Source organism: Planococcus rifietoensis, from assembly GCF_001465795.2.
Taxonomy (GTDB): domain Bacteria; phylum Bacillota; class Bacilli; order Bacillales_A; family Planococcaceae; genus Planococcus; species Planococcus rifietoensis.
On sequence record NZ_CP013659.2, the window covers coordinates 2834790 to 2860769 of the forward strand.

General features: G+C 48.2%; 27 protein-coding genes. 9 read left to right on the plus strand and 18 right to left on the minus strand.

The annotated features are described in order from the left end of the window. Window positions 1-150: 150 nt before the first annotated feature. From AUC31_RS14020 to AUC31_RS14055, 8 genes are all read right to left on the minus strand, one after another. Window positions 151-1062 carry a DUF5996 family protein gene (locus AUC31_RS14020; RefSeq protein WP_058382592.1) on the minus strand — a complete coding sequence of 304 codons (912 nt, stop codon included), beginning with the start codon at window positions 1060-1062 and terminating at the stop codon, window positions 151-153. A gap of 172 nt (window positions 1063-1234) precedes the next feature. After that, window positions 1235-1540, minus strand: a complete 306-nt coding sequence (locus AUC31_RS14025) for a hypothetical protein (protein ID WP_058382591.1) — start codon at window positions 1538-1540, stop codon at window positions 1235-1237. Between the two features lie 96 nt (window positions 1541-1636). Then, window positions 1637-2086: a GNAT family N-acetyltransferase gene (locus AUC31_RS14030; RefSeq protein ID WP_058382590.1), complete on the minus strand. Its 450-nt coding sequence runs from the start codon at window positions 2084-2086 to the stop codon at window positions 1637-1639. Then, complete coding sequence (locus tag AUC31_RS14035; protein ID WP_058382589.1) at window positions 2083-3906, minus strand: M3 family oligoendopeptidase; 1824 nt, start codon at window positions 3904-3906, stop codon at window positions 2083-2085. The genes AUC31_RS14030 and AUC31_RS14035 overlap by 4 nt, the downstream gene beginning before the upstream one ends. Before the next feature lie 114 nt (window positions 3907-4020). Next, window positions 4021-4842, minus strand: a complete 822-nt coding sequence (locus tag AUC31_RS14040; protein ID WP_058382588.1) for a PP2C family serine/threonine-protein phosphatase — start codon at window positions 4840-4842, stop codon at window positions 4021-4023. Between the two features lie 126 nt (window positions 4843-4968). After that, window positions 4969-5811 (minus strand): ABC transporter permease, encoded by an 843-nt coding sequence (locus AUC31_RS14045; RefSeq protein WP_058382587.1) that lies wholly within the window; start codon window positions 5809-5811, stop codon window positions 4969-4971. Continuing rightward, a complete protein-coding gene (locus tag AUC31_RS14050; protein WP_058382586.1) occupies window positions 5808-6803 on the minus strand; it encodes an ATP-binding cassette domain-containing protein in 996 nt (331 codons plus the stop codon). Before AUC31_RS14050 ends, AUC31_RS14045 begins: the two co-directional genes overlap by 4 nt. Window positions 6804-6982: 179 nt before the next feature. Continuing rightward, complete coding sequence (locus AUC31_RS14055) at window positions 6983-7966, minus strand: ketoacyl-ACP synthase III (RefSeq protein WP_058382585.1); 984 nt, start codon at window positions 7964-7966, stop codon at window positions 6983-6985. Window positions 7967-8315: 349 nt separating this feature from the next. Between AUC31_RS14055 and AUC31_RS14060 the strand changes: the two genes are divergently transcribed. From AUC31_RS14060 to AUC31_RS14095, 8 genes are all read left to right on the plus strand, one after another. Beyond that, entirely contained in the window at window positions 8316-9365 is a 1050-nt protein-coding gene (locus AUC31_RS14060; protein WP_058382584.1) for an APC family permease, read from the plus strand. A 156-nt stretch (window positions 9366-9521) separates the two neighbouring features. Then, window positions 9522-11471: an FUSC family protein gene (locus AUC31_RS14065; RefSeq protein ID WP_058382583.1), complete on the plus strand. Its 1950-nt coding sequence runs from the start codon at window positions 9522-9524 to the stop codon at window positions 11469-11471. A gap of 110 nt (window positions 11472-11581) precedes the next feature. Beyond that, a complete protein-coding gene (locus AUC31_RS14070) occupies window positions 11582-11785 on the plus strand; it encodes a helix-turn-helix transcriptional regulator (RefSeq protein ID WP_058382582.1) in 204 nt (67 codons plus the stop codon). A 157-nt stretch (window positions 11786-11942) separates the two neighbouring features. Continuing rightward, window positions 11943-12806 (plus strand): MurR/RpiR family transcriptional regulator, encoded by an 864-nt coding sequence (locus AUC31_RS14075; protein ID WP_058382581.1) that lies wholly within the window; start codon window positions 11943-11945, stop codon window positions 12804-12806. A 178-nt stretch (window positions 12807-12984) separates the two neighbouring features. Continuing rightward, window positions 12985-13674 carry an RraA family protein gene (locus AUC31_RS14080; protein WP_058382580.1) on the plus strand — a complete coding sequence of 230 codons (690 nt, stop codon included), beginning with the start codon at window positions 12985-12987 and terminating at the stop codon, window positions 13672-13674. Between the two features lie 4 nt (window positions 13675-13678). After that, on the plus strand, window positions 13679-14551 hold the full coding sequence (locus tag AUC31_RS14085) for a DUF1932 domain-containing protein (protein ID WP_058382579.1): 873 nt from the start codon (window positions 13679-13681) through the stop codon (window positions 14549-14551). A gap of 22 nt (window positions 14552-14573) precedes the next feature. Beyond that, complete coding sequence (locus AUC31_RS14090) at window positions 14574-15914, plus strand: TRAP transporter large permease subunit (protein WP_058382578.1); 1341 nt, start codon at window positions 14574-14576, stop codon at window positions 15912-15914. A 15-nt stretch (window positions 15915-15929) separates the two neighbouring features. Then, entirely contained in the window at window positions 15930-16163 is a 234-nt protein-coding gene (locus tag AUC31_RS14095) for a hypothetical protein (RefSeq protein ID WP_058382577.1), read from the plus strand. A 47-nt stretch (window positions 16164-16210) separates the two neighbouring features. Here the strand turns inward: AUC31_RS14095 and AUC31_RS14100 are convergent, their stop codons facing one another. The 3 genes from AUC31_RS14100 to bsh all read right to left on the minus strand — a co-directional run bounded on the left by AUC31_RS14100 (window position 16211) and on the right by bsh (window position 18164). Then, window positions 16211-16417: a hypothetical protein gene (locus AUC31_RS14100; RefSeq protein WP_058382576.1), complete on the minus strand. Its 207-nt coding sequence runs from the start codon at window positions 16415-16417 to the stop codon at window positions 16211-16213. Between the two features lie 31 nt (window positions 16418-16448). Next, window positions 16449-16940 (minus strand): 2'-5' RNA ligase family protein, encoded by a 492-nt coding sequence (locus AUC31_RS14105; RefSeq protein WP_058382575.1) that lies wholly within the window; start codon window positions 16938-16940, stop codon window positions 16449-16451. A gap of 249 nt (window positions 16941-17189) precedes the next feature. Continuing rightward, window positions 17190-18164: a choloylglycine hydrolase gene (gene bsh / locus AUC31_RS14110; RefSeq protein WP_058382574.1), complete on the minus strand. Its 975-nt coding sequence runs from the start codon at window positions 18162-18164 to the stop codon at window positions 17190-17192. 209 nt (window positions 18165-18373) lie between these two features. Here bsh and AUC31_RS14115 point away from each other — a divergent pair, with 209 nt between their 5' ends. After that, complete coding sequence (locus AUC31_RS14115; protein ID WP_058382573.1) at window positions 18374-19243, plus strand: cation diffusion facilitator family transporter; 870 nt, start codon at window positions 18374-18376, stop codon at window positions 19241-19243. Window positions 19244-19270: 27 nt separating this feature from the next. Here AUC31_RS14115 and AUC31_RS14120 read toward each other — a convergent pair whose 3' ends face one another. From AUC31_RS14120 to AUC31_RS14150, 7 genes are all read right to left on the minus strand, one after another. Then, window positions 19271-19831, minus strand: coding sequence for a GNAT family N-acetyltransferase (locus AUC31_RS14120; RefSeq protein ID WP_058382572.1), 561 nt, complete (start codon window positions 19829-19831; stop codon window positions 19271-19273). Between the two features lie 49 nt (window positions 19832-19880). After that, the gene (nikE, locus tag AUC31_RS14125) at window positions 19881-20717 is read right to left on the minus strand and encodes a nickel import ATP-binding protein NikE (RefSeq protein ID WP_058382571.1); all 837 of its coding nucleotides are present in this window, start codon (window positions 20715-20717) and stop codon (window positions 19881-19883) included. A 23-nt stretch (window positions 20718-20740) separates the two neighbouring features. Beyond that, on the minus strand, window positions 20741-21568 hold the full coding sequence (locus AUC31_RS14130; RefSeq protein WP_058382570.1) for an ABC transporter ATP-binding protein: 828 nt from the start codon (window positions 21566-21568) through the stop codon (window positions 20741-20743). Window positions 21569-21581: 13 nt separating this feature from the next. Further along, window positions 21582-22415 (minus strand): nickel ABC transporter permease subunit NikC, encoded by an 834-nt coding sequence (nikC, locus tag AUC31_RS14135; RefSeq protein WP_058382569.1) that lies wholly within the window; start codon window positions 22413-22415, stop codon window positions 21582-21584. Beyond that, the gene (gene nikB, locus AUC31_RS14140; RefSeq protein WP_058382568.1) at window positions 22412-23356 is read right to left on the minus strand and encodes a nickel ABC transporter permease subunit NikB; all 945 of its coding nucleotides are present in this window, start codon (window positions 23354-23356) and stop codon (window positions 22412-22414) included. Before nikB ends, nikC begins: the two co-directional genes overlap by 4 nt. A gap of 18 nt (window positions 23357-23374) precedes the next feature. Further along, window positions 23375-24994, minus strand: a complete 1620-nt coding sequence (gene nikA, locus AUC31_RS14145; protein ID WP_058382567.1) for a nickel ABC transporter substrate-binding protein — start codon at window positions 24992-24994, stop codon at window positions 23375-23377. Between the two features lie 184 nt (window positions 24995-25178). Beyond that, entirely contained in the window at window positions 25179-25973 is a 795-nt protein-coding gene (locus AUC31_RS14150) for an aminoglycoside adenylyltransferase domain-containing protein (protein ID WP_058382566.1), read from the minus strand. Window positions 25974-25980 lie beyond the last annotated feature (7 nt).

The window sequence follows — 25980 nt, forward strand, 5'->3', positions numbered from 1 at the left end:
AATCCATTAAAGCACATCGGAAGACATAAAAATAGATGGTTTTAAAAATATTTTTCCGGGACTATTGATGTGCTTAAAATTTGGTGTCTCGATCACAAAAAAGAGGGAAAATCATACCCGAATCGGCATGTCTTCCCCTCGTTTATTACTTTATTTTTTGGCGCGTTGTTCAGGCATATCAAGCGGCGTAAAATAATACGAACAGTCCGGCCAGCCCAATTCTTCGCTAAGGATGTCAAAAGTCGAACGGAAAAATTCCTGCATCGCCCGCGTAGGCTGCGGTGAACCTGCGACTTTGTCGAGCATCAGGAAATACTCGCTCAGCGACGCTTCAAAATACGCATCGGCAGGCTTTAATCGCTCGCTGTCGAGTTCTTTGTTGACGAACGGATACGGCAGCACGAAAAATGCGGGTACATCGACATGGCCGTCGCCGAGCCAGAACCCGTACTCGATAAAATGTTCATCGAACGCCGCTTTTTCGATGACTTTGTCTTCCGGATACGGCTGGTGGATGCCGGGCAAAACGAGCGAGGAAACGTCAAAGGTTCCCCAAAACAACGCGGGCTTCATTTTTCGGGAGCGCAACGGGCCGATAAACTTCAGCTGTGCTGCGGCCGCAAAATGAAAGAGTTTGAGCCCGCGTATCGCCTGTTCCCAATTGAAGGTCAGCGGCGTGGCGTCTTCGTTGAGATTGTTCTTATACGCCATCTCCTGCGGCCTCGGGTTGATTTTCAACTCGACGCCTTTCGATGCCAGCGCTTCGAAGATCTCTTCGAAATAGGTTTTGATCGACTTGGCCGTTTCGATCAGCACAGCTTGCATATTGCCCTCGACATTGATAAGAATGCGGCTTTCGTAAATGTCCAAGTCGACTTGAAACGCCTGATCCTGATGGAACAACAAACCCGTTGTGAATCCGTTCGGCGTGATGGCGAGCGTCACATGTGCCCATTGTGGCTCCTGCTCGGCGGTTTCGAGCTTGATCTTGCCGAGGATCTGTGACAGCAAATGCAAAGTGAACTTCGTATCGGCCCATTCGGAATGCTTGATCACGTCCATTTTATTTTCCTCCTCTGGATTTCAAATCCATAAGCGTCGGCAGTTTCTATTCCTCCTTGTATTCGACATGCGTGCTGACTTTCCTATCTTTTCTTTAGAGAGACATCAATTAACTGATTCACGACAGAAAAACCGCTTCAGCTGAAAGTGCTGAAGCGGTTTTCCACAATGCTTACCCCCACCACATCGCTGTGACAAAAAAAGCCCATAATGAAGCAGCTGGTGCCACAGTGAATAAAACGATTGCATATAATTCCCGATGAGTGCGGACTTTTTCCTGCCGTTTAATCAACAAAAGCAATAAGAGCCCTGACACGACGTATAAAAATATTCCCGCCACCGTCAATCCCGTCAGATAATAGATAGGAGCAACCGATACCGCATACTCACTCAAAAAATAAGCCATACCTTGGCCGAATATACAAAAACAACTAGCCAATAAAAAACTCAGCAGTAAACTCCAGTGAAGTTTCTTCACTCGCGCACCCCAATTTTCTATATTCTATTTTTCATACTCTGCTACTGATTTCTTACAGAAAAAGAAAGACAGAATATCTTATAAAATTATCCAGCATTATTGAATCTCCCAATACATCGATGAGCCTATTTCTTTTGTTCTTTTCATCTTTATTTTTTCAAGCACGCGAATGGATGCCTGATTGTCGCGATCGGTTTCCGCATGCACTTTTTCTACCTCTTCTTGTGCCAGCGCCCATTGCATCAAGGCGTTCATCGCTTCAGTCGCATAGCCGTTATTCCAGTACCGTTCGAGCAACCCATATCCGATCTCCACTTGCTTCTGGTCATCAGGTTTACCTTTAAATCCGGCATCACCAATTACCTGGCCATCTGATTTGCGGATAATCAACCAGCTCCCCCATGTAAACAGGCTGGGGTCTTTCCGCAACTCTTGTAAGTGGTGGGCAATTTCGGGGCCGTTGTCGTACTGCTGGGTTTGAAGCAGCTGAGTCACTTTTGCGGTGCAAGGAATGATTTCCAATCGGTCGGTTTCCAGTTTCTTCATTGCTTATTTTTATCCGCCGCTGCAATATACTTCTCAGTCAGCTCCAAATACTCTTCAATGGCAGAACTCAATGATTTCTGTGCATCCTGCCAAAATGCCACTTGCGTGATGTCTGCCCCCAGATAACGTTCGCCCAATTGTTCGACGGTCATTTTTCCGGAATCGCGCAATAACGCATCGTATCTCTCCGGGAATCCATCCGGCTGCTGTTTGGCTTGTTCATATACGCCGTTGCTGAATAAATAGCCGATCGTGTACGGAATGTTGTAGAACGCTTTTTCGGCATCGTAGAAATGGCCGATGAACATCCATTTGTGAAGCGCCAGTTCCTCAACCAATCCGCCGTAAATATCATTTTCCACATCGGCGATCATCGTTTTGATATCGTCCGCAGAAATCATGCCCTGTGCCCGTTGATCGTAAAATTTCCGTTCGAAGCGGAACATATTCGGCACGCTCACGACGTACTTCAAGCCGTCACGGATCTTCATTCCGAGCATGGCGAGCCGTTCGTTTTCGTCTGTCGTCTGTTCGATCACTGCATCCAACACCAGATTCTCCATGAACGTAGAGGCCGTTTCCGCAACACTCGTGCCTTTTTGCTGCGCCAGCGCCGGTTCGTCGTGAATGATGTGGTTATGATAGGCGTGGCCCAGTTCATGCGCCAAGGTCACCAAATCCTGATACGTGTCGCGATAGGTCACAAAGATCCGGCTTTCCTTGGCCAGTGGCATCGAAGCACAAAAGCCGCCTTCTGCTTTGCCCGGCCGGTTCTCGGCTTCGATCCAATCCTGTTCAAATGCACGGTCAGCAAAATGCCCGAGCTTGTCGCTGAAGTGGTGGAATTGCTTGCTGATGACGGTTTTCGCCGAAGCAAAATCCACTTTGTCCGAAAGCGAGAACGCCGGAGATTCCAGATCAAACCAACTGGCTGAATCTTGGCCCGCCACTTTCAACTTCCGTTCGATATACGCTCTGTACAAATCCTTATTGCAGTCGATGGCTGTGAGCATCGCATCGATTGAGGCTTCCTGGATCCGATTGTGCTCGAGCATCTCTTTCAATTTATTGTCCCAGCCACGCTGTTCGTAAATCGCCAAACGAGATCCCGCCACACGGTTCAAAATCGCTGCCACTGTATCCGCGTGTGCTACGCACGTTTCGTCAACGGCTTCAGCTGCCCGCTTTCGGCTGGCACGGTCTTTGCCGTTTATCGTTTCATTCAATGCCTGGCCGATCGATACGTGCTGCAGTTCCCCGTCTACTTCAATCGGAACTCTCAATTTAGTCAAAACCAATTCGTGCTGCTGTTCCCAGCCCGACAAGCCATTGACGGACAGTGCGCTAATCATCCGCTCCAGTTCAGCCGGCAAACGGTCTTTGACCATCCGTCTTCTTTCATTCAAATAAAACGACGAAGCTTCAACGCGGCCGGAAGCAGTGAACGTTTGCCACTCTGCCTCGGTAAATTCAGCAAATACTTGGTCCAACTCGATCTGCAAGGAAGCGAGTTTTGCTTTTAGCACGGCGCTTTCATCCATCAAAGCGATCGCCGCCTGATCCGCCACATTTTCTGCGTATGCACAGATGGCGAAATCATCGAGCTGCTCCCAGGCTAGCAGAGCATACTGAAATTGATCGATGATTTCCAACAAGGCATCGTTATCGCGCACGTCCATCTCACGGTAGTTTTGCAATTGCCCAGCTGCCTGCTCGAGCGTATTTTGCAAGTCTTTCATGAACGCTTTCAGTTCTTCTGATCGGCTCGTTCCGGCATATAAAGAAGTTAGGTTCCACGTTTGTGCAGTTGTCTGTTCCACGAATAATCCCCTTTTTATCTGCGGCAGCATCCTACTGCCTTATTTGCGCATCTTTATACTCATTCTTCTTTTTCCTGAAAATCCCTTTTGTAAATGAATATAAGACAAACAAAACTATTGCGGCTCATTGCCTGGACGTGTGGCTTCGCTTTCCACTTCTATCATCCAGGACAAAATCGTGGTGCTGTCCCGGACATTTTTTTCTTTGACTTCTTCCAATAAAGTCGTCACGCCTTCAGCGTTTGACACCGCATCAAAGCGTTTTGCCACTTTCAGCGGATCCGAAAAATCGGTATTCGGGCATTCCACAAGCCCATCGGTCGTCAGCAGGATGTGATTTATGCCTTTTCTTAATTCTTTGGCGCCTGTGCTAAAGCAAGGCACCGGCAAATCGAAGGTATTCACTTTGCCGATCCATTCATAGAAACTGCGATGATTTTGCTGCATCTCCCCAAGCGCTTTGAGTTCAGGATGAAACAAGTACAATAGGCAGTCGCCGACAGAGAACCACCAAAGAAACTTGCCTTTTCTTGCGGTACATAAGACGGCCGTCTCGCCTTGCACTTCGCTGCACGCTGCTTTAAAGCGTTCGCTGTCAAAGCTTGCCAACAAAATTTCCGATAGCTGACTGAATGCTTGTTTTACCGGCAGCTTTAAAGCTTCATTGATCGAAGGTTCCAAACCGCCAATTTCCGCAACGACGAGCTCCGCGCTTTCGGCTGTTTGATGGGCGTCGAGCAAGACAGTGAATTCCCAGTCTTCCTCTGCGTTCGCCCAAATCATACAGCCATCTTCGTTTTTCGTTTGCCCGGCCGCTGAATTGCCGCCAAACCGCCCTAGCGTCACAGGACCGATTTGCTGAATGTCCAGCTGGTCGACAAAAGACTGCTCGCTTCCGATCCAGCTGAACGACATTTGCTCTTTGCTATTTTTCATATGTATTTGCCTCCTGTTACTTATTGAAACGACTCATATTATTTGTCCAGTATACGTGAAGCTCCCCTTTGTCTGCATAAAAAAAGAAGAGTCTGCTTGTGCAGACCCTTCGTTTAACATGACGCGCTATTCTTTTCTCCGGTACAGATACATGGTCAGCGGCGCAAAAATCACCACGAAAATCGCGGATACGACCACCACCCAGCCGATTTGTTCCCACGTGCCGTTGCCATGCATCAAGCCGCGCACCGCTGTGGCGAGTATGGAAATCGGATTGATGTTGACAAATCCTTGCAGCCAGGACGGCAAAGTCGACGGGTCGACGAAGACGTTGCTGACAAAAGTGAGCGGGAACACCACCAAAAAGCTGACCATCATTAAGGATTTTTCGGAACGCATGATGATGCCGGCAGCCGTCCAGATCCACGAAAAGCTGAACGAGAACAATAAGATGACCAATACTGCACCCAATACGCCCATGGCACCGCCTTCCGGGCGAAATCCGAGTGCTAGCCCGAGGCCGATCATAATTGCCGAAGCCAGCGAGTAGCGGATGACGTCGACGAGCAATGCCCCGACTAAAGCAGAGGGCAGCCAGATCGGCAAGGTACGGAAACGGTCAAAAATACCTTTTCGGATATCATTGTTCAAGTCGATGCCGGTGTACATCGTAATCTGCGATACCGTCATAACCAAAATGCCAGGCAACAGAAACTGCAGGTATTCGCCTGTCGAACCAGCGATCGCCCCGCCGAACAAATAGGTAAACATCAATAGAAAAATTATCGGAAATACTGTCACATCAAACATTTGCTCTGGGACATGCTTGATTCGCAGCAATGCGCGGTGAGCAAACGCCATCGTCGAGGCCAAGGCATTCGGCGGATCCGGCCGTCTGCCCCCCGCGATGGCGTTCGACGGATGCACTTCCTCGTACGCTGTTTTGTCGTGTTCGATCTGCACGCTCATGAGTTCTCCTCCTCAGTCGGTTGATCGCTGGCGGATTGTCCGGTCAATGTCAAAAACACTTCATCCAAGCTCGGCCGCCCGAGCGAAAAATCGCTGATGCCGATTTTTTCTTTGCCCAGTTCGCCGAGTGCTTCTGCAACGATGGAAGAGTCTTTCGCCTGTGCACTCAACGTCACGCCGTCTGTCGATACGTGAACCGGGACACTGAGCTTCTGTTCAAGAATGGCCGCTGCTTGCGCCTGATCGGCTGCATCGAGCAATTGCACATTCAATGTGCCGGTCCCGACAGAGGCTTTCAATTCACTGCTTGTGCCTTCTGCGATGATTTTGCCTTGATTGATGACCGCAATACGGTCTGCCAGCTGGTCCGCTTCCTCCAAGTTCTGTGTGGTCAACAGCACGGTCGTTCCTGCCTGAACGAGTGCGCGCACAATCTCCCATACTTGGTTGCGACTGCGCGGGTCAAGGCCGGTCGTTGGCTCATCGAGAAACAATAAGTCCGGCGTCACGACAATGCTTGCGGCGATGTCGATGCGCCGTCTCATGCCGCCTGAATACTTTTTCACTTGCCGTTTCGCTGCCTGTTCCAATCCGAATGCCGACAGCAATTCCGCTGCACGCTGCTTCGCTTCCTTGGTCGTGTAGCCCATGAGCCTAGAGATCAGCACCAAGTTCTCAATCCCGGTCAGGTCTTCGTCGATCGATGCATACTGGCCCGTTAAACTGATGCGGCTTTTGATGGCGGCGCTTTCGGTCTTCAAATCATGCCCGAAAATGGTCGCGCTGCCGCTGTCCGGCTGGATCAACGTGGCGAGCATGCGGATCGTCGTCGTTTTTCCTGCCCCGTTCGGCCCTAAAAATCCGTACACTGTGCCTCTTGGAATCGCTAAATCCACGCCGTCTACTGCCCGTTCTTTCCCGTATACTTTCACCAGTCCCGCTGCTTCTACAGCCAATCCGTTCGCTTGCCGCTCCACATTTCTTGTTTCCATGCTCCTCACCTTTTTCTTTGCAGGATACATTCACGTGATTATGGCTTTCATTATAAACCCATTGGCGGAATATTCACTCTTTTTATCTCATTATAGAACAAACGTTCCTATTAATCCACTATTATTTTTCCCATAAAGAAAAACTCCTGCATCTTGGCAGGAGTTTAAAAATTCCATTATTAAATCGACCATTTCACTAGCATCCCGGCATGGGTCAAGCCGCCGCCGAATCCGTACAGCAGCAATTGATCGCCTGCTTTGATGCGGCCGTCTTTCACGCCTTCAGCAAGCGATAGCGGAATTGAACCGGCAGAAGTGTTGCCGTAATACTCAAGTGAATACACCGTCTTGTCGAGCGATAGCCCGCTTCTCGTGCAAATCGATTCGATGATTCGCAAATTGGCGCTGTGAGGCACGAACCAATCTACGTCGGATGGTGCTACGCCTGCTTTTTCCATCAAGGCGTTGACGCCTTTTGGCACTGTATTGACCGCCCATTTGTATACTTCGCGGCCATTTTGCCAAACGACATTGCGGGCAGCCAAATCTTCTCCGAACATTTCGCCCGCCAGGTCTGTACAGTACAGGTTGTTCGCTAATGCGCCGTTGGTTCCCATATGCGACTCGACAAAGCTTGGATTGTCAGCGTCGTGCTCGACCAGCACTGCCCCGCCGCCATCCCCGAACAAGATGCACGTCGAACGGTCGCCGTAATCGAGGATCTTCGAGAAAGTCTCTGCCCCGATCACCAGGATTTTCTTATGCAATCCGGAAGTGATCAAGCCGTTTGCCATCTGCAAGCCGTAGGAAAAGCCTGCGCAAGCCGCGTTCAAATCGATTGCGCCGGCGTTCGGTATGTTCAGTTTGGCTTGAACCATCGCGGCTACGCTCGGCGTTTTGAAGTCAGGCGTCATCGTGCAAGCAATGATCAAATCGACATCGTCGAACGATTTTCCATAGCGCTCCGCCAAATCCTGTACTGCACTCACACTTATATCACTCGTAAATTCGTGTTCTCCCGCAATGCGGCGCTCTCTGATGCCGGTGCGCTGGAGAATCCACTCGTCATTTGTTTCAACCAATTGTTCCAGGTCTAAATTCGTCAGCCTCTTTTCGGGTACATACGATCCGATGGCTGTGATTCGTGCTGCTGATCTGCTCATTCATACACCCCTTTAGCTTACTCACCTCATTTTAGCACCTAACATTAGTATTAGGTACCAATAATTTAAATGAATGCACAAATACTTTTACTTGTATAGTATTTATATCTTTATTCCAATCCATAAGACTCACAAGAAATAGGTAAAAAGAACACCTCAATTGGCAGGTAACCCCCCTGTCATGACAGCCTTTTTAGCGTGACATTACCGACCATTATAAACATGTAAGTAACATACTAGTTTCGAGAGGTTTTAAATAATATTAAATCGTGAATAGTAAATAGCAGAAAGGAGAAAACTGGCAAAAGGAATTTACTGTAAGATTAAAAAATAGACTTGGAGATGAACTATGAAAACTCGCAGAAATTTTAAATCGTATCTCGCCCCTGAAACGGACGATGCAGGCCGCAACATTTCCTGGAGCTCCATTTTCGCTGGAGTCGTGACGTTTATCGCATTCTTAATTATGTTTAGTTTGATCGGTACTGCTATTGGCCTTGGGGTAACAGACGCTACTTCAAATGATCCATTTGCCGGTGTAGGAACCGGATTAGCCATTTGGGGCGTTTTGACACTGCTGATTTCGTTATTGGCAGCCGGATTTGTCACTGGGATCACGGCGGCGCGCGCTGGTTTGGTCCACGGATTCTTAACTTGGGCGACTAGCGTGATCATCCTGTTTGTACTATTAACATTCACGACCATCAACACATTCCAGACAGTCGGTTCGATTTTCGGCAGCGTCGGAAGCGCAGTCGGCCAAGGGGCTGGATCTGTCGCATCTACTGCCGGTGACGCAATTCAAAGTACATTCGACAACGTTACGGAAAACTTCTCTGGCGTTGATACGGCTGAATTGGAAGGCAATGTGAACGAAATCCTCGCTGATACGGATATTCCTGAATTGCAGCCTGGCTATTTGGAAGGCGAATTGGAAGAAAGCCGCAATGAAGTGCTTGATGCAGGGAAAGAGTTAGCTGTAAACCCTGAAAACTCAGATGCCATTCTTCAAGACCTAGGTGATTCCTTGACGGCCAGAGCCGAAGAAATCCAAGAGTCTGTCGATGAAGATGCCGTTGCGGAAGCTGTTGCTGCCAACACTGAATTAAGTGACGCAGAAGCAGAAGAAGCAACCAATAATATTGTCGATGGCTTAAACCAAGCGACGACTGAAGCCAGCCAACAGATTGAAGATGCACAAGTTGCCTTGGAAGACGCATCTCAAGAATTGGAAAGCACCATCGCTGATGTACGCCAGTCTACAGAGGAAGCGACTCAAACCGCTTCAACTATCTCCATCTGGGGATTTGTCGCTCTATTGTTGACAATGGTCGTCACTTCCCTCGCAGGAATTTTCGGATCTAGCTTTGTCCGCAAAGAACGCACTGTAAACAAATAATCTTGAAACCGACACCCTTCCGCTTCTACGCGGGAGGGTGTTTTGCGCGGCCAAAGACCCTCGAATTTTGGGTAAGCGGACGGCTGGGAGTCGCCCTTCAAAAACAATCTGTGGAATAATAGCCATATGAGAACTTATTCGTCAGGAGGCGCTGGAATGAAACGAAACCGAACCGCAAATAATAGTGAATTCCGCCAGCTCCTCAAGCAGGCTTTTGCCATCAACCAACGCCCGCTGCCATGGGCTAAAGCTTTGGCCGCAGGCGTCAGCTCAGGGCTTCCCGTGCTGATCGGCGTCTGGTTGGGGCAGTTGCAATACGGGCTGATTGCAGGGCTCGGCGGCTTGGCATTTCTTTATATGTTCAATGAACCTTACGCGCTGCGATCGAAAAAAATATTTTTCGCCGCCCTTGGCTTAGCGTTTTCAGCGGGCCTTGGCGTCCTGCTGTCACAGCAGCCGTTTCTCGCGGCCGCAGCAGTCGGTGTCATCGGCGCTTTGGCGGTCTTCATCTTCGGCGCCTATCAATTCACAGGGCCCTCCGCCATTTTCTTCGTGTTGGTATTTTTGATCAATAATAATATGGCCGACAACCCGGCCTTGTTCTTACTGAACGCATTCCTGGTCTTTCTGGGCGGCATGCTGTCCTGGCTGATGGCAATGTGGGCTTATCCTTTCAAGCCTCACGCCGCCGAAACGAAGGCAGTGAAACAAGAGTATGCTGAATTGGCGGCGCTCGCTGAATCTGCCGGCTCCGCTGAATTCTACGCCATGCGCCAGCGCACCTGGTCCGCTTTGAAATCTGCCGAAACGGACCTCGGCTACGCCTCTGCCAAATGGACACGCTCGAACCGGCTCGTGCAGCTGAACTTGCTGCATCTGCAGGCAAAAGCGGTCTATGCCGAAATCATTAAACTCGGCGACCGCTATTCCGCTGTCTCGAAAGAAACTGCTGATAATTTGCGGCTCATCGCTTCCTCGGTTGAAGCGTCCGGCAAAAAATCCTTTGCTGCCGCACCGCGACTGCAGACTGAAACCGGCGATGCTTTAACTGAAAGCACACGGAAAGCCTACGATATCCTCAGCGGCCAGCGCGATAAACGAACGCGCGATACGGAGCTTACCGCAGAGCCATTCAAAGCTGTCTTTACGGGTTCCTTCAATAAACATTCAATGGTATTTTTTGCAGCCATTCGTTTTGGCATTGTCTTGGCATTTGCCGCATTGATCGCCTATTTTCTCCCGATCAATCCGTCTTATTGGGTTCCGTTATCGGCCGCAGCAGTGATGTCCGGCGCTACCATCCTGTCGACATTCAACCGCTCCATCCAGCGTTCAGCCGGCACCATTGTCGGCATTGTAGTGGCGGCGATCATCCTGTCTTTCCAACCGGATGGGCTGTCTATCGCATTGATCATTTTCGCATTGACGACACTGACGGAGCTCGCCATCGTTTTAAACTATGCCGTTGCGGCATTCTTCATCACGCCAAATGCTTTGATGATTGCGGAGAGCACTTCACAGATCGGAGACCTTTCCTATTTTGCTTCTGCGCGCATTGTCGATGTCTTGATCGGTTCAGCGATTGGGCTCCTCGGGGTCTTATTGATCGGCCGGCGACGTGCTTCCAGTTTGATTCCCCAGCATTCGGCGAAGACATTGCGAAGCCAGCAGCGCTTCATGAGCTTGCTGTTTTCACCTTACAGCCCGGACCTTGAAGCGCAGCCGATTGAATTGAAGAAAATGCGCACCAATTTAACCAACTTGAAACTGGTGCTCGATACGACACAAGGCGAATTGCCACAGCGGCCGGAAAATCTCGAGCTCTTGCAGCAAGTATTCTTTGCAGCCGAACAACTGGGCTTCCTGCTCGAGAACGCGGCGCAAAAAGACAGGCTCGCCTTGTCTCCCGTGCAACTCGGACAGCTCTACCTGTTCTTTGAAATGATGGCCAATACGATGGAAGGCAAATGGCCGTTTGCGGAGCATGTGATTCCTGAAATTCCGGGATTCCCCGAAATCGAGCAGGAACTCGCTGCCTTGCAGGAAACGGTTCGAATGAGCCGCCGCGAGCCTGATCTACCCCAACAAGACGAAGCCCTGGAATAGGCTTCGCCTTTTTTTGTGTGTAGAACTTCTGGCAATTCTCTGTAAAGTTAACTTGACGTAAAGCAAACTTTACACATAAAATAGAGCCATAACTACGAGGACGTGATTGAGTGGATAATAAATTGAAGGAATTGCGGGAGGCACACGGTTATTCACAAGACCAACTCGCCCAAAAACTAGGCGTCTCGAGACAGACGATCATTTCAATCGAAAAAGGGCGCTATAATCCTTCCTTGCCTCTTGCCCTGCAGATGGGCCGAATTTTCACTACCCCCGTCGAGAACATCTTCTTTTTAGAAGAAGGATCGGATTGAATTATAGGCACTGGGTTCAGCACCTTATTTATACCTTGGATTCTCCTGAGTAGGCGTTATAGATATAACGATCACGACCACTTTATAGCAAAAATGTATAGTACACTAGATAAAAATAAAAACGAATCAGCTGTGCTTGAAAAGGAGCGGATTAGGGATGGATCCTTTAACATCGATCAAAGAAAATTTGTCGAAACTGACGACTGGCCAACGTGCTATTGCAGATTACATTATGAAAAATTCCTCAGAAGTCGCTTTTTTAACAGTGTATGAATTGGCGCAGCGTGTAAATACCAGCACTACAACCATTATGCGGCTGACCGCAAACCTCGGGTATAGCGGCTACAGCGAATTTCAAAAAGGCTTACAGCAAATTTTGCGGGATCAAACCGCTCCGCAGAACCGCCTGAAATTAAACCTTGAAAGTCCTACTGAAGGCGACCTGTGGGAAAATACCATCGCTCATCACTTGCATCATATCCGCAACTTAGCAGAGCAGCTGCCGAAGGCCCAACTTGATGCAGCTGTCCAAAAGATTATATCTGCACGCCACATTTACTGCACCAGCGTTCGCAGCGGACTGCCGGTTGGCCAATACTTAAGCAACGGCTTGAACCGAACATCCGGAAACGCAAAGCTTGTCATCGCCGATACGAGCGATTGGGTGGATGAAGTCATCACCATGAATGAAGGTGACTTGATCATTGCCACCAGTTTCCCGCGCTATGCCAAGCGCATTATTGACTTTGTAAAAGCGGCAAAATCACGGAAGGTCCAAATTGTGGCCATCACCGATAGCTTTTCTTCGCCTATTGTTGAGTTCGCCGATCTCACTCTCATCTGCGAATCGGATAGCCTCGCTTTTCATAATTCACCTATCTCGGCGATGGTTGTCGCAGACTACTTGATCAATGCGACAGCCATTACACAATCCGAACAAACAAAAGAACGATTGGACCTTATTAACGACGTACTAACCGGCATGGATTACCACTACAATAATTCCTCGAAAGATTCATAACACTGACTTTGTGCAGGCATCTAAACTTTTCAGCAGACCTCAGCCGTCTTCTGAAAAGTTTTTTTATTTTGTGATTTTCTCAATGAAAGGGTTTACACAAGAAAAATCAATTGGTATAGTAATAAAAATTACTTTAAATTAATTTTAAGTAATAAATATTACAAAGGTGGTTTTTCATATGACTAAGCCTTCACTGGAACAGGATTCACAGTTGATTGAACAGATGGCCAATATAAGCTCTTCCATCTTCGCGGATGTAATGGATATGAACAATGCAATGGATTACCGTTTAAAGCCGATGAATTACAAAAAGCCGCTAGTTGGTCGGGCACGGACGGTCTCCCTGCCAAAAGGCGATAATTTGTTTTTGCACCACGCTATTTATGAAGTGGAGCCGGGCGACATCATCGTGGTGGACGGGCAAGATCATAAAGACTCTGCTTACTTAGGGGAGTTAATGGCTGGGGCTGCAGAAGCATTAGGAATCCAGGGAATCGTGATCGATGGCTTGGTGCGTGATAAAAAAGAGCTCGAGCAACTGGATATTCAAATTTACGCAAAGGGATTCTTGTCGACAGGCCCCAAAAAAGAAGGCCCCGGTTCGTTCGATACAGACATCACATGCGCAGGGGTATTTGTCTCTTCGGGCGATTATATTGTGGGGGATGAGGATGGCGTCGTCGTTATTCCACGTGCACTTGCTTCCGAAACTATAAAAAAAGCTGAACAGAAATTGGCCTATGAACAAAACCGCCTGGACGTCATTCGCCAATACAAACAGCAATCCGGGACAAAGCAAAAATCCGCGATCGCCCCGAATTGGCTGGAAGATAAATTAAAAAAACACGGCATACCAGAAAGGGTTTGAGTTTATGAAAATAGGATTTATCGGCTTCGGTGAAGTTGGATTCGAGATGTCAAAAGGGTTTCATCATCTCGAGAGCGGCCTTCAACTTTTCGCCTTCGATCAACAGCACACAGACCCCAGAATGATTCAGCGAGCTGAGGAAGCGAATGTGTCCTTGCTCGACAGCCCTTTGAAAGTGGCAGAGCAAAACTTAGCGATCCTTTTTGTCGCAGTTCCCGCCCAGTATGCAGAAAGCGCGTGGGAATCTATTCTGCCGGCGTTAAATAACTCTACACTGTACGTAGATTTAACGACCGCTTCCGCTAATATTAAACAAGGCATCAGCGATAGATTGGCGGCCACGCAAAGCCTGTTCGTAGACGCGGCCATTATGGGGCCTTTAAAAGGCAACCAGCATAAAGTGCCGATGATTGTCAGCGGCACTGCAGCGGAAGCCTTCATAAGCCAGGGAAAGAATCTGGAGATGAACTTGGAGTATGTCAGCGAAGCCGCAGGTGACGCTACCAATATTAAATTCATCCGCAGCATCTTCACTAAAGGCCTATCGACCCTCCTCCACGAAGTGATGGAAGTGGCAGAGAAATTGGACCTTGATGAGACGATTACCGCGTCGATTACTGACACCATCGACAAGGAACCGTTCGAAAATGTGATCAATCGCTTAATCACCGGCAACGTGCTCCACGCAGAGCGGCGCGTCAAAGAAATGGACAATGTGCTTGAATTTCTGAACGAAAATAAAGTGGACACCTTAATGACTAAAGCCACACGCGATAAATTGCAGTTGCTTACCGATTCAAAACTCAAAGAACGATTCAGTGGAGAAGCGCCTCAAACTTGGAAGCAGGTCATGGAGAAAATCAATCATTCCGATTGAGACATAGAAGGGAGACCGCATAATGGGAATTATTGCACTCGTTATTTTTGTAAGCGTTTTAGTTTTCTGGAGCGTGAAACTGAAAAGAAACTTGGGAGAAGCGGCCCTGATTGGGTTTTTGGCCATTGTCCCCCTCGGAGGATCTCAAGCCTTTGCGCTGTTCATGCAAGGCATCGAATTCGCTTCTACATTTTCAGTGCTCTACGCAGCTATCGCTTTCGTGTTTATGGCTTATGTGATCGACAAATTCGGTATCGTCGAGCGTTTATTGGCTATTTTGAACTCGCTGGTCGGCCGTTTGCCCGGCGCTCCTGCTCTCATGGATGCCGTGGGTTCTTCCGTGATGGGCACTTTATCTGGGGGAGACTCCGGCAATACGGCTGCCACAGGCTCCATCACAGGCCCTTGGATGATGCGCAATAATTGGAACAAAGAAATCGCCGCATCGGTCATGGTCGGAAATGGCGGAATGGCGTCTGCCCTCCCTCCCACTTCTTCCATGTTCATCATTTTGGGGTTTGCTCCCGTCGCTGCCGCCATTACAACCGGTGAATTTTTCATCGCTTTATTGATTGCCGGTGCTTATCAATTTTTACACCGCTTGATCATGATTGGGTATTTCGTCAAGAAACAAAACATTAAAGCATTTCCGCCGGATTCGCTTAACCCATTAAGCGTTTCATTAAAAGATGGCTGGACATCGATTTTGATTTATTTAGGCGCTATCATCCCGTTAGTGTTAACGATCGGGCCAATCAGTGAATTCATCATGAATGTCCCTACACTCGGTGAAGAAGCACTCGACAGCATTGACATCGTCATCTGGATTCCAACCTTGATGATCGCAATTGCTTTCTTGTTGGCTGGCAAATCAGCGCCACGTTCTTTTTCGGAGGTATCTGCCTTCATACAAAAATCAATTCCACGTTTTACCGTGATTGGAGCACTGATATTTTTTGCCGTGGCGTCCAGTGAAGTTCTTACTTCACTTGGCCTATCCGACAATATTGTCTACATGATGAGCTCTGTTGACACGCCCGCTTGGTTGACGCTTCTGTTGATCGGAATCGGCGTCACCGCCATTGCCGGCCCATTGACCTCAACGGGCACATTGACCGCAGTGGGGCTAGTCTCTTACGAAATATTGGCCGCATCCGGCTTCTCGCCACTTATTTCCGCTGTAGCTGTCATGACGTTCGCTTCTACTTCAGCACAAATGCCGCCGGCTTCAGGATCCATCTACATCGCTTCCGGAATTGTCGGGGCACGGCCTGAAAAAACCTTCGTCATGCTAATTGTGTATTATGCTTGCCCTGTGGTGTTGATTGGTTGGCTCATCGGCATGGGCATTCTACCAATATAAGGAGGATGAATAACAATGCAAAATTTATTTGAACGCCTTTTCACGATTTGCTTATTGCTGTCGATTTCATTGGGGCTCATCATGGTATTAAGCCAATTAGTGGGCCTTGCGATCGGCAACGGAGAATTTGTCATCAAAGTCGGTGAAACGTTGAAACAACCGACGATTGTGTTGGCAGCGATTTTCTCGGCTTTCGCATTTATCTTGGGGTATTTCCCTAAATACCGCGAAGCCGCAAATAAAGAATAAATCTCAAAAACGGCCCCGCTGCTTATTTGCAGCGGGGCCTTTCTTCATCATTTGGTAGAACGAGCCGAATTTTGTTCCATGCGAGCTTGCTTTAAATCCGAGATGCCGATCAATGGGCAAATAATGAGGCCTGCCACCATAATCCATGTCAGCACCCAATTATTCCCCCATGAAATGATGAGGACGATCAAACAGTTGAAGGCAATGATGAAGCTTCGGTATTTTTCGGTTGCGGCCATATATGATTTGAACATGTTTGCCTCATTCTCCTGTCATTTTTTTATCTTAGTTCTGTTGTATGCCTAGTGGGATGTCCATGTATTTCCGATAGGCGCCACTACCGTTTTCCTGATAAATCCGAATAGACTCAACCTTAAAGCGGCAAATTTCCAGCTCTTCGTTAGCAAGTTGCGCCATCTCTTTTAACTGTCGTACCGACAATCCGTAACTCGTTTTTGCCAGAGTCAGATGGGGAACGAATCGATCAAGTTCGAAGTACTGTGCAATCATTTCATCTGTTGGTTCAACTACCGCAACAAGCCGTTCGTGCAATTTCTTCAGCCCCTGCGATTCAACCTGTAAATACAGAATTTCTTCCCCAAAAAATGCCGTTCTTCCAATAATCACTTCAAAACGCTCAGTTTCCTTACTGGCTTTTCGCACATCTTCAATCCAGCTCTCATCGGTTGTTAAGCCCCCTTGTGCCTTTAAGGTAATATGCGGTTCAACTGCTTCATCAATTTGGTTATCCGGCCATTTCTTTCTGAACCGACTCACTTAGTTCGCAAAATTTCTCGGTGGTGAAATTCCGATAAAATACTGCATTGCCTTTTCCCCTTTTGCAAATCACTATGGATGCACGTAGATTTCTTTAATTGATATTAACATTAATTCCCATCAATTTGGATTTCTTTTATATTCCTATTACAAAAGCGGAAACTTTTAAAATCCACAGTGATGAATTCAAAAGCGTTTTTGTCAAAAAAACAAAGCGCCTGGAAGAACGCATTCTTCCGGGCGCTGTTTTCAATTGACGAAACGGAACTGCTGGCTCGAAATGAGCGGGTAAGAGACGAGTTGTGCGCTGTCCAGATCTTCGGCGTGCATATCCACCGCCGTAATCTGGCTATTGTCGTACGTTGTGTAATAGTAAATCCCTTTGTCCATATTGCAGCAGGAAGAGTACAAAGTGTATTCGAATTTCCCGTCCTCTAGCGCATTGAGCCCTTTCGGCTGCGCCACCGAATTCAGGATATGAAAGAACTGCCCAACACTGTCAGCTTCGCTGCTGCCGGATGCCGAGTTGAATTTGGCGAATGTGGCCCTTACAAAACGCGAAGTCGAGGACAAATCCCCCGGCAAGCCGATGCCGCCCATCCCAAGACTGTATGGCTGGAGGTCTAATAGTTTTGAAAAGCGATTTTCAGGAGCGGAAGCTGTCACAGATAAATACTGGTTCAAATTGAACAAATGGTAGCCGAATTCGGGATTATTCGCCAGCACGCCGGGCAGATTATCATAAACTTTCAGCCCTTCTTTTACAGACTCCACGACGATCGACTGCTGCTGGTCGGAAATCATCCAGTGAAGCGGTGCGATTGGGAGCTGTTCACTGAAAGGAATGTCAGCCAAATTCAGTTTCGACAACAACATTCTTGCTTCCTCGACCGTTTCGCATTGCCCTAAAATCCATGGAATGAATTCAAAAGGCGCGATATTGTCTTTGTCCGGGTCCTCCCGATGGAAATGAGCATTTCCCGGGAAATTCAACCCCGCCATGCTCAAGCCCTTTTCATTGGTGGCGTCGTAGTATAACGGATAATGGTCGATAACCGCTGCCATGCCAATCAAGGCGTAATGATTGCTCGTGTCCTGGGCTTTACGAAAACGAAAATGAAAATTCCGCGGCGTGATGGTCACCATTTCGTTATAGGAAATATCTAAATCGAGATTTCGGCCAAAATAATGGTCTTTCGTTTCGAAACTGATCGCTGTGCACATAACTGTCCGCCCCGCTTTCTAGTTTGTGGCATTGTTCGCTACTCTCTTTATACCCAAAGTTCCATTGACTAACTATTCATTCGTTTTCCCTTCCGAAACTTTTTTTCCTCTCTCCTTTTCAGTTGCTATACTGAAAAAACTTTGCCATAGACACACTCGATTTCGGGGTGGTATCCTACTCAAGTACTTGCAGGACGGGGGAATTAAAGGTGGAACAGGAACGATTCGACAATCTGAAATTAGGCGAGCGGGGCGCGATGCTCAGCATTGCTACATATATTATTTTATCCATCATTAAATTATGGGTTGGCTACCTGGCTGGGTCGGAAGCGTTAAAAGCGGACGGCTTGAACAACGTCACCGATATAGTTGCGTCAACGGCGGTTTTGATCGGCTTGAAATTATCCCAAAAGCCAGCGGATGCCAACCATCCTTATGGGCATTGGCGGGCAGAAACGGTGGCTTCCTTGGTGGCGTCGTTCATCATTGTCGCAGTCGGGCTACAGGTCACCTACTCAGCCGTCGTGTCGGTTTTCCAAGGGACCAGCGAAACGCCTGGGCTGCTTTCGGCCTGGACCGCAGGATTTTCGGCTATCGTGATGTATTTGGTATATCGATATAACAAAAAACTAGCCGAGCGCATCAATAGCAAAGCCGTTGCAGCAGCCGCTAAAGACAATTTATCCGATGCCTGGGTCAGCATCGCCGCGGTCGTCGGAATCGTCGGTGCGCAGTTTTATCTGCCATGGCTCGATCCGCTTGCAGCGCTTCTTGTCGGCGTGTTGATCGTCAAAACGGGCTGGGGCATCTTCTGGGAAGCGACACACGAACTGACGGACGGCTTTGATGAAGAGCTCATCAAGTCGTTCAAAGAAACTGCGCTTAATACAGATGGCGTCACCGAAGTCCGCGAAATCCGCGCCAGAAACTACGGCAACCGGGCCGTCGTCGATGTCACCGTCTTAGTGCCGGGCGATTTAGACATTGCCGTTGCACACGATATCTCGACCAAAGTGGAAGTCAAACTCATGAAACGCTATGATATCTCGGCAGTCCATGTGCATGTGGAGCCAAATTAAAAACACCAGCAGCCGCTGGTGTTTTTGTCATTCTTCCTGTATATCTATGCTCGCGAGATACGCTTGAAAATCCTCTTTCCGAAAAACATGTAAAACGCATGGCTGTTTTTCCTTGTTCTCGAGTGCTTGATGCTCTTCCGGAAATTCACCTTCTACATGCAGACTGATAAAAGGCAGTTTTTCCTGCGCTTTTTGAGAGCGGATGTTCACCGTTCTTGCTCCTGCAAAAACACGCGATAATCCCAGATCTTCAAAAGCGATTTTCAATATCTCGACTTTGGATGCTTCGTTAAACCCTTGCCCCCAATATTCCTGCCCGATCCATGTCCCGATATGGCAAGACCTTTTAGCGTGGTCGATGAACATCAAATCCGTCAGGCCGACCAATTGGTTGTGCTCGTTTAAAATGACGCGCGCTATTCGTGTTCCCGCTTTTTCCTCTTCCCTCACCAGGCGGCTGAAATGGATCGTATCGTCCAGTGTGCCGTCCGGCAACCCTAGAGCGTCTTTTATCGCCGGCATCGAAGACAAGCGGAAAATTTCTTCGCAAAATTCTTCTTTATGCGCAACCAATTTCACTTTCTTCATATTCATCGCCTCCACTTGTTCAAACCTTCTCCACAATCCTTCTACGAGTTTATCTTGAGAAAAGTTTCTTGGCTTCTGTTGGCGCAGCCGCATTGCGGTAGCGCGGATGCTCAGGCAGCATGGCGTCCACCAGGTTCTTCACGGCAGGCTGCTGTGAAGTAAACACAGCGTCCTTGTCCTGGAACACTTCAGCTATTTGCCCCTTGTGCATGATCGCCATCGCATCTGAAATGGCATAAGCAGCGCGGATATCGTGCGTGATGAATAAATACGAAAGGCCATACCTCGTTTTCAAGTCCTGCAATAATTCTAAAATGGTCGTTTGGGTCACCATATCCAAACTGCTGACGGATTCGTCCAACACGATCATTTTTGGTTTTAACGCAAGCGCCCTTGCAATATTGATGCGCTGCAATTGCCCGCCGCTGAATTCGCGCGGGTATTTTTTCATGTCGCTGCTGCTAAGCCCGACCTGCTCCAGTAAACTTGCAATGGCCCGGTTCTGCTCGCCGGCGGACAACTTTTCGTAATTCTCCAAGGGTTCTGCAATGATTTTCTCAGCCGTCAGGCGCGGGTTTACGGAAGAATAGCTATCCTGGAACACGACTTGTAAATTCCTGCGCATTTGCTGGCGGCTTTTGGCATCCATGGCGTATACGTCCTGCCCTTGAAAAATCACCTGTCCTTGTTGCGGCTTCTCAAGCCCTAGAATGACTTTTCCGAGCGTGCTTTTTCCAGCTCCGCTCGATCCAAGAAGCCCCAGGCACGTTCCTTCTTCTATCGCCAAGGAAACGCCCGAAAGCACCGGCTTCACTTCTTTTTTACGCCAGAAAGAACGGGAGGCGCCATATGAATGGGTAATCTCTTTCACTTCCAATAAACTCATGGCTTGCTCCTCCTTGGCGGCTTTTATATAACGAGCCGGTTTAAGCTGTCGGTAAATGGCATTACAGGCCTTGCCTGCAGCAATTTCTTGGTGTATTCATGTTGCGGGCGATCAAACAAATCGCACACTTCCGCTTGTTCGACAATTTCTCCGCGGCGCATGACCGCCACTTCATCTGCCAGCTGTGAAATCACGCCTAAATCGTGGGAAATCAGCAGAATCGCTGTTCCGCATTCTGTCCGCAACCGGTCCAGCTCCTTCAATACTTGCAGCTGATTGGTTACGTCGAGTGCGGTGGTCGGTTCATCGGCAATAACGACAGCCGGGCGCAAAGACATGGAGATCGCGATCATGACACGTTGAAGCATGCCGCCGCTCAATTGAAACGGATATTTTTTCATCAGTTTAGCCGGTTCTTCTAAATTCATGCTCTCCAGTGAAGCGATTGCCAATTCGACTGCTTGTTTTTTTCCAAGCCCTGTATGTGTACGAATCGTTTCGACGAATTGATTGCCGATTGTGTAGACCGGCGTAAAGGCGTTCATGGGGTTCTGCATGATAAAGCCGATTTCCTTGCCGCGAATCGCACGCATCGCTTTCGTCGGCATGCCATTCAGCTCCTGACCATGCAGTTGGATGTTTCCTTGGACTTGCATTGCCCGCTGATCCAATAACTGCATTAAAGCCATGGAAGTGACCGTCTTGCCGCTTCCGCTTTCCCCGATCAGCCCGAGCACCTTGCCCGGCGTTAATTCCAAATTTACGTTCCGCACCAAAGGAAGAGCCCCTCGGCTGGATTTGGCAGCGATATTCAAGTTGTCGACTTGCAGGACATTTGGTTGTGTATGCATACGTCTTCTCCTTTCAGTAGCGCCGTTTGACGCCGAACTGCTCTGATAACGATTCACCAATAACATTGAACGAAATGACCACGAACAAAATCATCAATCCCGGATACAGCATCAGTTCTGGATTGCTTCTCATAAAGCTGGTGCCTTCGTGAATCATCGCGCCCCATTCCGGTGTAGGCGGCTGGATGCCGAGCCCAAGAAACGATAGCGCTGAAATGTCCATGATGGCCCAACCCATCTCAAGTGTGCCCATGACCATGATCGGCGGCAGCACATTCGGTACGAGATGGCGCCTGATGATTTTCCAATTGGACGACCCGCTGATGCGCGCCGCCGTAATGAAGTTCTGTTCTTTCATCGAGACGACCATGCCGCGGATCATGCGTGCGTAATACACCCATTGCACCATCATCAACGCCACGACCACTTGCCATAGCCCCGGCCCAAGAAGGCCAACGATCCCTAACACCAATACTAAATTTGGAAAAGCCATGACGCCGTCGCAAAAGCGCATCAATAAAGTATCGATCCAGCCGCCGCGATAGCCTGATAAAGTTCCAATGACCAGCCCGATGCCGAGCGAAGCCACAAAAATTAAAGTCGCAAACCCGAGCGAAACACGGGCTCCGAACAACAACCGGGACAAATTGCAGCGTCCGAGCTGATCCGTGCCGAGCGGATATTCGAGGGATGGCGGCATGAGCTTAAGTGCCAAGTTTACTTGTATCGGATCATTCGGGGCAATCCACGGCGCCAGGATGCTTACGAGGAAGAACACCACCAAAATGCCTGAGCAAATCGCGAATGGCCATTTGCCTTTTAATGCAGTTCGTATACGTGTCATCAAAATTGCGCCCTTCCTTCCCGTGAAATGCGCGGATCCAAATACAGCTGGATGATATCCACGATCAAATTGCAGACGATAAACAAGCATGCGGCAAGTACAACATAGCTTTGGATCACCGGAATGTCCCGGTTAAAAATGGCTTCGATGAAAAATCGCCCGAAGCCCGGCCAGGAAAAGACTTGCTCGACGATAATCGTCCCCGTGAGCAATTTCCCCAAGTTCATCCCAAGACCTGTCAGCATCGGCGAAATGGAAATTCTCAATACGTGTTTGGCCATGATGCCTTTTTCTTTTAAACCGCGCGTTCTGCCGTATAACACGTAGGCTTCTTCCAGTTCCTCCAGCACACTGGCGCGCAACAGACGCGTATAAATGGCGATCAAGGCAAGCGACAGCGTGATGCTTGGCAACACGAAATGCTGCCACGTTCCCCTGCCCTCCACTGGAAACAAGTCCAGTTTGACGGCAAAGAAGAAAATCAATACATAGCCAAGCCAGAACTGTGGAATCGATGCGCCTAAATAGGAAAGCAGCCGGCTGAAATGATCCAGCCAGCTGTTCTTATAGACCGCTGATAAAAATCCGAGTGGCACACTTACAATGATGGCGACTAAAATGCTGCTTAAGGCCAGTTGAAGCGTTGCCGGCAAACGCGTTGTGATTTCTTGCCATACTGGCGTGTTCGTTACGTAAGAGTTGCCGAAATCAAACCGCACAATATCTGCGACTGTCTGGAAATATTGGACAATCAGCGGACGGTCCAAGCCGAATTCCTGGCGCTTTTCAGCCAGCAATTCTTCTGTCGGATGAATATTGGAAGCTGCCAGATACGCTTGTGCGGGATCTACCGGCGACAAGCGCACCAACACAAACATCAAGAAAATCGCAAAAAGAATAATTGGAACAACCGCAAAAAGCCGTTTTATGAGATAGATGACCATTGGATTGCCCTCCTGTTATCACTTGCTTACTGAAATATCGTTGAATGGATGTTCGTCGCGGTTTGCCGGGAATTCAAAGGATTCGATATTGTTTTGATAGGCCACCGTCTTTTTCATATAAGAAATCGGAATGAAGACCGATTGTTCCTGTAAAGTCGTTAAAATAGTGCCATATAATTCTTGGCGTTTTGTTTCATCGGTAGAGGCCAGCGCTTCACGCACCTGCTCGTCCAATTCCGTTTTCATTGGCAGATTGGAATGCGCTTCTGCCACACCCCAGCCGTCTTCAGCGACGACATTGATCATGGAATGCGGATCATAAGGCGCCCCGTAATTGTACCAGAAATCCAAATCGAAGTTGCCCGCTTTGCGGCGCTCGATTTGCTCGGTCAATTCCAATCCTGCAATGTTCAATTTGACGCCGATTGCTGACCATTCCGCCTGAAGCGTTTCGGCCATCGCTTTTTGGATCGGGTCGGTCTTATCGTAGATCAATTCCAGTTCGAGCGGCTGTCCGTCTTTTTCACGGATAGCGCCGCCGGACTCCAGTTTCCAACCAGCTTCGTCCAAATAAGAAGCCGCTTTTTCCACGTCATACTCGATTGCTTCGATATCTTCTTGCGCATATGGGAAGTTGGATGACAGAATCGAATCCGCTTTTTCCTCAAGGCCAAGCGTGATGCCTTCGACCATCGCTTGTTTATCGAATCCATGATGGAGCGCCAGGCGCACATTCAAATCAGACAATTTTTCGCTCGTTGAATTCACAAGCATCGTTCTCGTCGCCACCGGATCAGATAGATCAGTCGTGTATTCACCGGTTTCTTTCAAATAATTAAACGAATCCATGCTGACGACGCCTTCACCGTAAATCAAGTCAAGCTCGCCTTTTTCAAAAGCAAGGACGCGCGTTTCCGCATCCGGAATGATTTTGATGGTCACTTCTTCTAATTCCGGGCTTTCTCCCCAGTAATCAGGATTGCGTTTGAAAACCGCATATTCATCTGTTTTGTATTCGTCCAATACCCAAGGGCCGGTCCCTACTGGTTCTGTGATTCCTTTGGATGTATCGCCATCTTCCGGGAAGCCTGCTTCACCAAGCATCCGCACCGGGCGCACGACCGCTAAATCCTGCAAAGCCGGATAATAAGCTTGTGTCAGCACCATTTTGAATGTCAGTTCATCCACGACTTCGATCTTGTCGAGCACATTGATGACGCCAAGCCAGCTGTGGGAATTTTTATTGGCCAGGACTGCATCAAAATTCTTTTTGACAACTTGGGAAGTGAGCGAAGAACCATCCGTAAACTTGACGCCTTCGCGCAGCTTGAACGTATATTCACGGCCGTCTTCCGACACGGTCCACGACTCGGCCAAATGGGGTTTTACCTCTCCGCCTTCTTCGTAGCTGACAAGCGGCTCGTAAATCATCGATTGCGTGATCAATTGTGACGGATTATAGACATGTGGATTCATCGGACCGATATCACGCGGCCAAGACATCGTAATGGAATTCGGGTTATCGCTTTCTGCATCAGCCGAACCCGCAGCATTGTCATCCGAGCAAGCGGACAATGCAAGCGCGGCACAAGCGGCCAGTGCTAAAAACAAGTTCTTTTTGCTGTTATGTATTTTCATGGTTAATGTATTCCTCTCTAATTTCAATTACTGATAATGATTCTCAATTTCACTTAAGTAAATATAATAATATATCGGCCGTTTGTCAATGTACATTTGTATTAATATGCACCATTGAACAGCTGTTTCATCTCCGGCAATGAAAAATCCCTCCAATTTTAAGGAAGGATTTCAAAAAGGCTATTTAATCTGGAGTGTTGAGCAGCAACTCGACTTCATCTCGCAAATAGTCTCGCACTGCCGATAAATCGTTTTGCACAAAAGCAGCTTCCGGACAATCCAACTCATAAGCTTCTGCTGCTTGTCGAATAACCGCCGTGAATGGTTTCGGTAAATTCAACTGCCCCCACTTGCCCGCTTCTTGTTTTGAGCAAATTTTGCCTTCTTTTACATACCGATACACACGAACTAAATTCAATGTGCAATACACTGGTTTTTCGTGTATCTTTTCCAAGCATTCTTCATAGTCTTCCAAAATGGAAGCCAAGTAGTCCTGCTGAGGGATACTCGGAAAAATTTCTTCAATCGGACGACCCGCCAGGCAAATGCCGCGATGCTTTAAGATTACGAAATGCGCAGCCAAATCGCCATCGGTCTTTTCTTTATTATTTATGTACTTGTTTAACTCAGTCTCATAGCGCTCACGCCAATACTCGCTGAAATGAAAATCATACGGCGTTGGATGACTCCAGCTTTCTAATTGCTCGAGAGTCAATGAACTGATCTCAATTGGGAAAGGCTTGCTGGATTTCTCCAGAAAGAAATGCGCCAATTCCTGCTTATGATGCATAGATAAGGGCCGCTTCGTCACCAACAGCAGATCAATATCGCTTCTGTTCGGATTGAATCCGCCCATTGCCAGGGAGCCGTGCAAATACATGCCCACTGGCGGTTGTTCAATCATATCGTTTATCCCGTCCATCAAATCAGCTATAAAATTTTTTAACTCCTGCGGGCAATTATTCCAATCATAACTCATTCGACTC

What these genes read in the sequence shown, in the direction of transcription:
- AUC31_RS14090 (WP_058382578.1), top strand. Translation starts at nt 14,574, where the DNA reads ATGGGAATTATTGCACTCGTTATTTTTGTAAGCGTTTTAGTTTTCTGG.
- AUC31_RS14120 (WP_058382572.1), bottom strand. Translation starts at nt 19,831, where the DNA reads ATGAAGAAAGTGAAATTGGTTGCGCATAAAGAAGAATTTTGCGAAGAA.
- AUC31_RS14095 (WP_058382577.1), top strand. Translation starts at nt 15,930, where the DNA reads ATGCAAAATTTATTTGAACGCCTTTTCACGATTTGCTTATTGCTGTCG.
- AUC31_RS14060 (WP_058382584.1), top strand. Translation starts at nt 8,316, where the DNA reads ATGAAAACTCGCAGAAATTTTAAATCGTATCTCGCCCCTGAAACGGAC.
- AUC31_RS14075 (WP_058382581.1), top strand. Translation starts at nt 11,943, where the DNA reads ATGGATCCTTTAACATCGATCAAAGAAAATTTGTCGAAACTGACGACT.
- AUC31_RS14130 (WP_058382570.1), bottom strand. Translation starts at nt 21,568, where the DNA reads ATGCATACACAACCAAATGTCCTGCAAGTCGACAACTTGAATATCGCT.
- AUC31_RS14055 (WP_058382585.1), bottom strand. Translation starts at nt 7,966, where the DNA reads ATGAGCAGATCAGCAGCACGAATCACAGCCATCGGATCGTATGTACCC.
- bsh (WP_058382574.1), bottom strand. Translation starts at nt 18,164, where the DNA reads ATGTGCACAGCGATCAGTTTCGAAACGAAAGACCATTATTTTGGCCGA.
- AUC31_RS14020 (WP_058382592.1), bottom strand. Translation starts at nt 1,062, where the DNA reads ATGGACGTGATCAAGCATTCCGAATGGGCCGATACGAAGTTCACTTTG.
- AUC31_RS14065 (WP_058382583.1), top strand. Translation starts at nt 9,522, where the DNA reads ATGAAACGAAACCGAACCGCAAATAATAGTGAATTCCGCCAGCTCCTC.
- nikE (WP_058382571.1), bottom strand. Translation starts at nt 20,717, where the DNA reads ATGAGTTTATTGGAAGTGAAAGAGATTACCCATTCATATGGCGCCTCC.
- AUC31_RS14150 (WP_058382566.1), bottom strand. Translation starts at nt 25,973, where the DNA reads ATGAGTTATGATTGGAATAATTGCCCGCAGGAGTTAAAAAATTTTATA.
- AUC31_RS14040 (WP_058382588.1), bottom strand. Translation starts at nt 4,842, where the DNA reads ATGAAAAATAGCAAAGAGCAAATGTCGTTCAGCTGGATCGGAAGCGAG.
- AUC31_RS14045 (WP_058382587.1), bottom strand. Translation starts at nt 5,811, where the DNA reads ATGAGCGTGCAGATCGAACACGACAAAACAGCGTACGAGGAAGTGCAT.
- nikB (WP_058382568.1), bottom strand. Translation starts at nt 23,356, where the DNA reads ATGGTCATCTATCTCATAAAACGGCTTTTTGCGGTTGTTCCAATTATT.
- AUC31_RS14050 (WP_058382586.1), bottom strand. Translation starts at nt 6,803, where the DNA reads ATGGAAACAAGAAATGTGGAGCGGCAAGCGAACGGATTGGCTGTAGAA.
- AUC31_RS14080 (WP_058382580.1), top strand. Translation starts at nt 12,985, where the DNA reads ATGACTAAGCCTTCACTGGAACAGGATTCACAGTTGATTGAACAGATG.
- AUC31_RS14085 (WP_058382579.1), top strand. Translation starts at nt 13,679, where the DNA reads ATGAAAATAGGATTTATCGGCTTCGGTGAAGTTGGATTCGAGATGTCA.
- nikA (WP_058382567.1), bottom strand. Translation starts at nt 24,994, where the DNA reads ATGAAAATACATAACAGCAAAAAGAACTTGTTTTTAGCACTGGCCGCT.
- AUC31_RS14030 (WP_058382590.1), bottom strand. Translation starts at nt 2,086, where the DNA reads ATGAAGAAACTGGAAACCGACCGATTGGAAATCATTCCTTGCACCGCA.
- AUC31_RS14100 (WP_058382576.1), bottom strand. Translation starts at nt 16,417, where the DNA reads ATGTTCAAATCATATATGGCCGCAACCGAAAAATACCGAAGCTTCATC.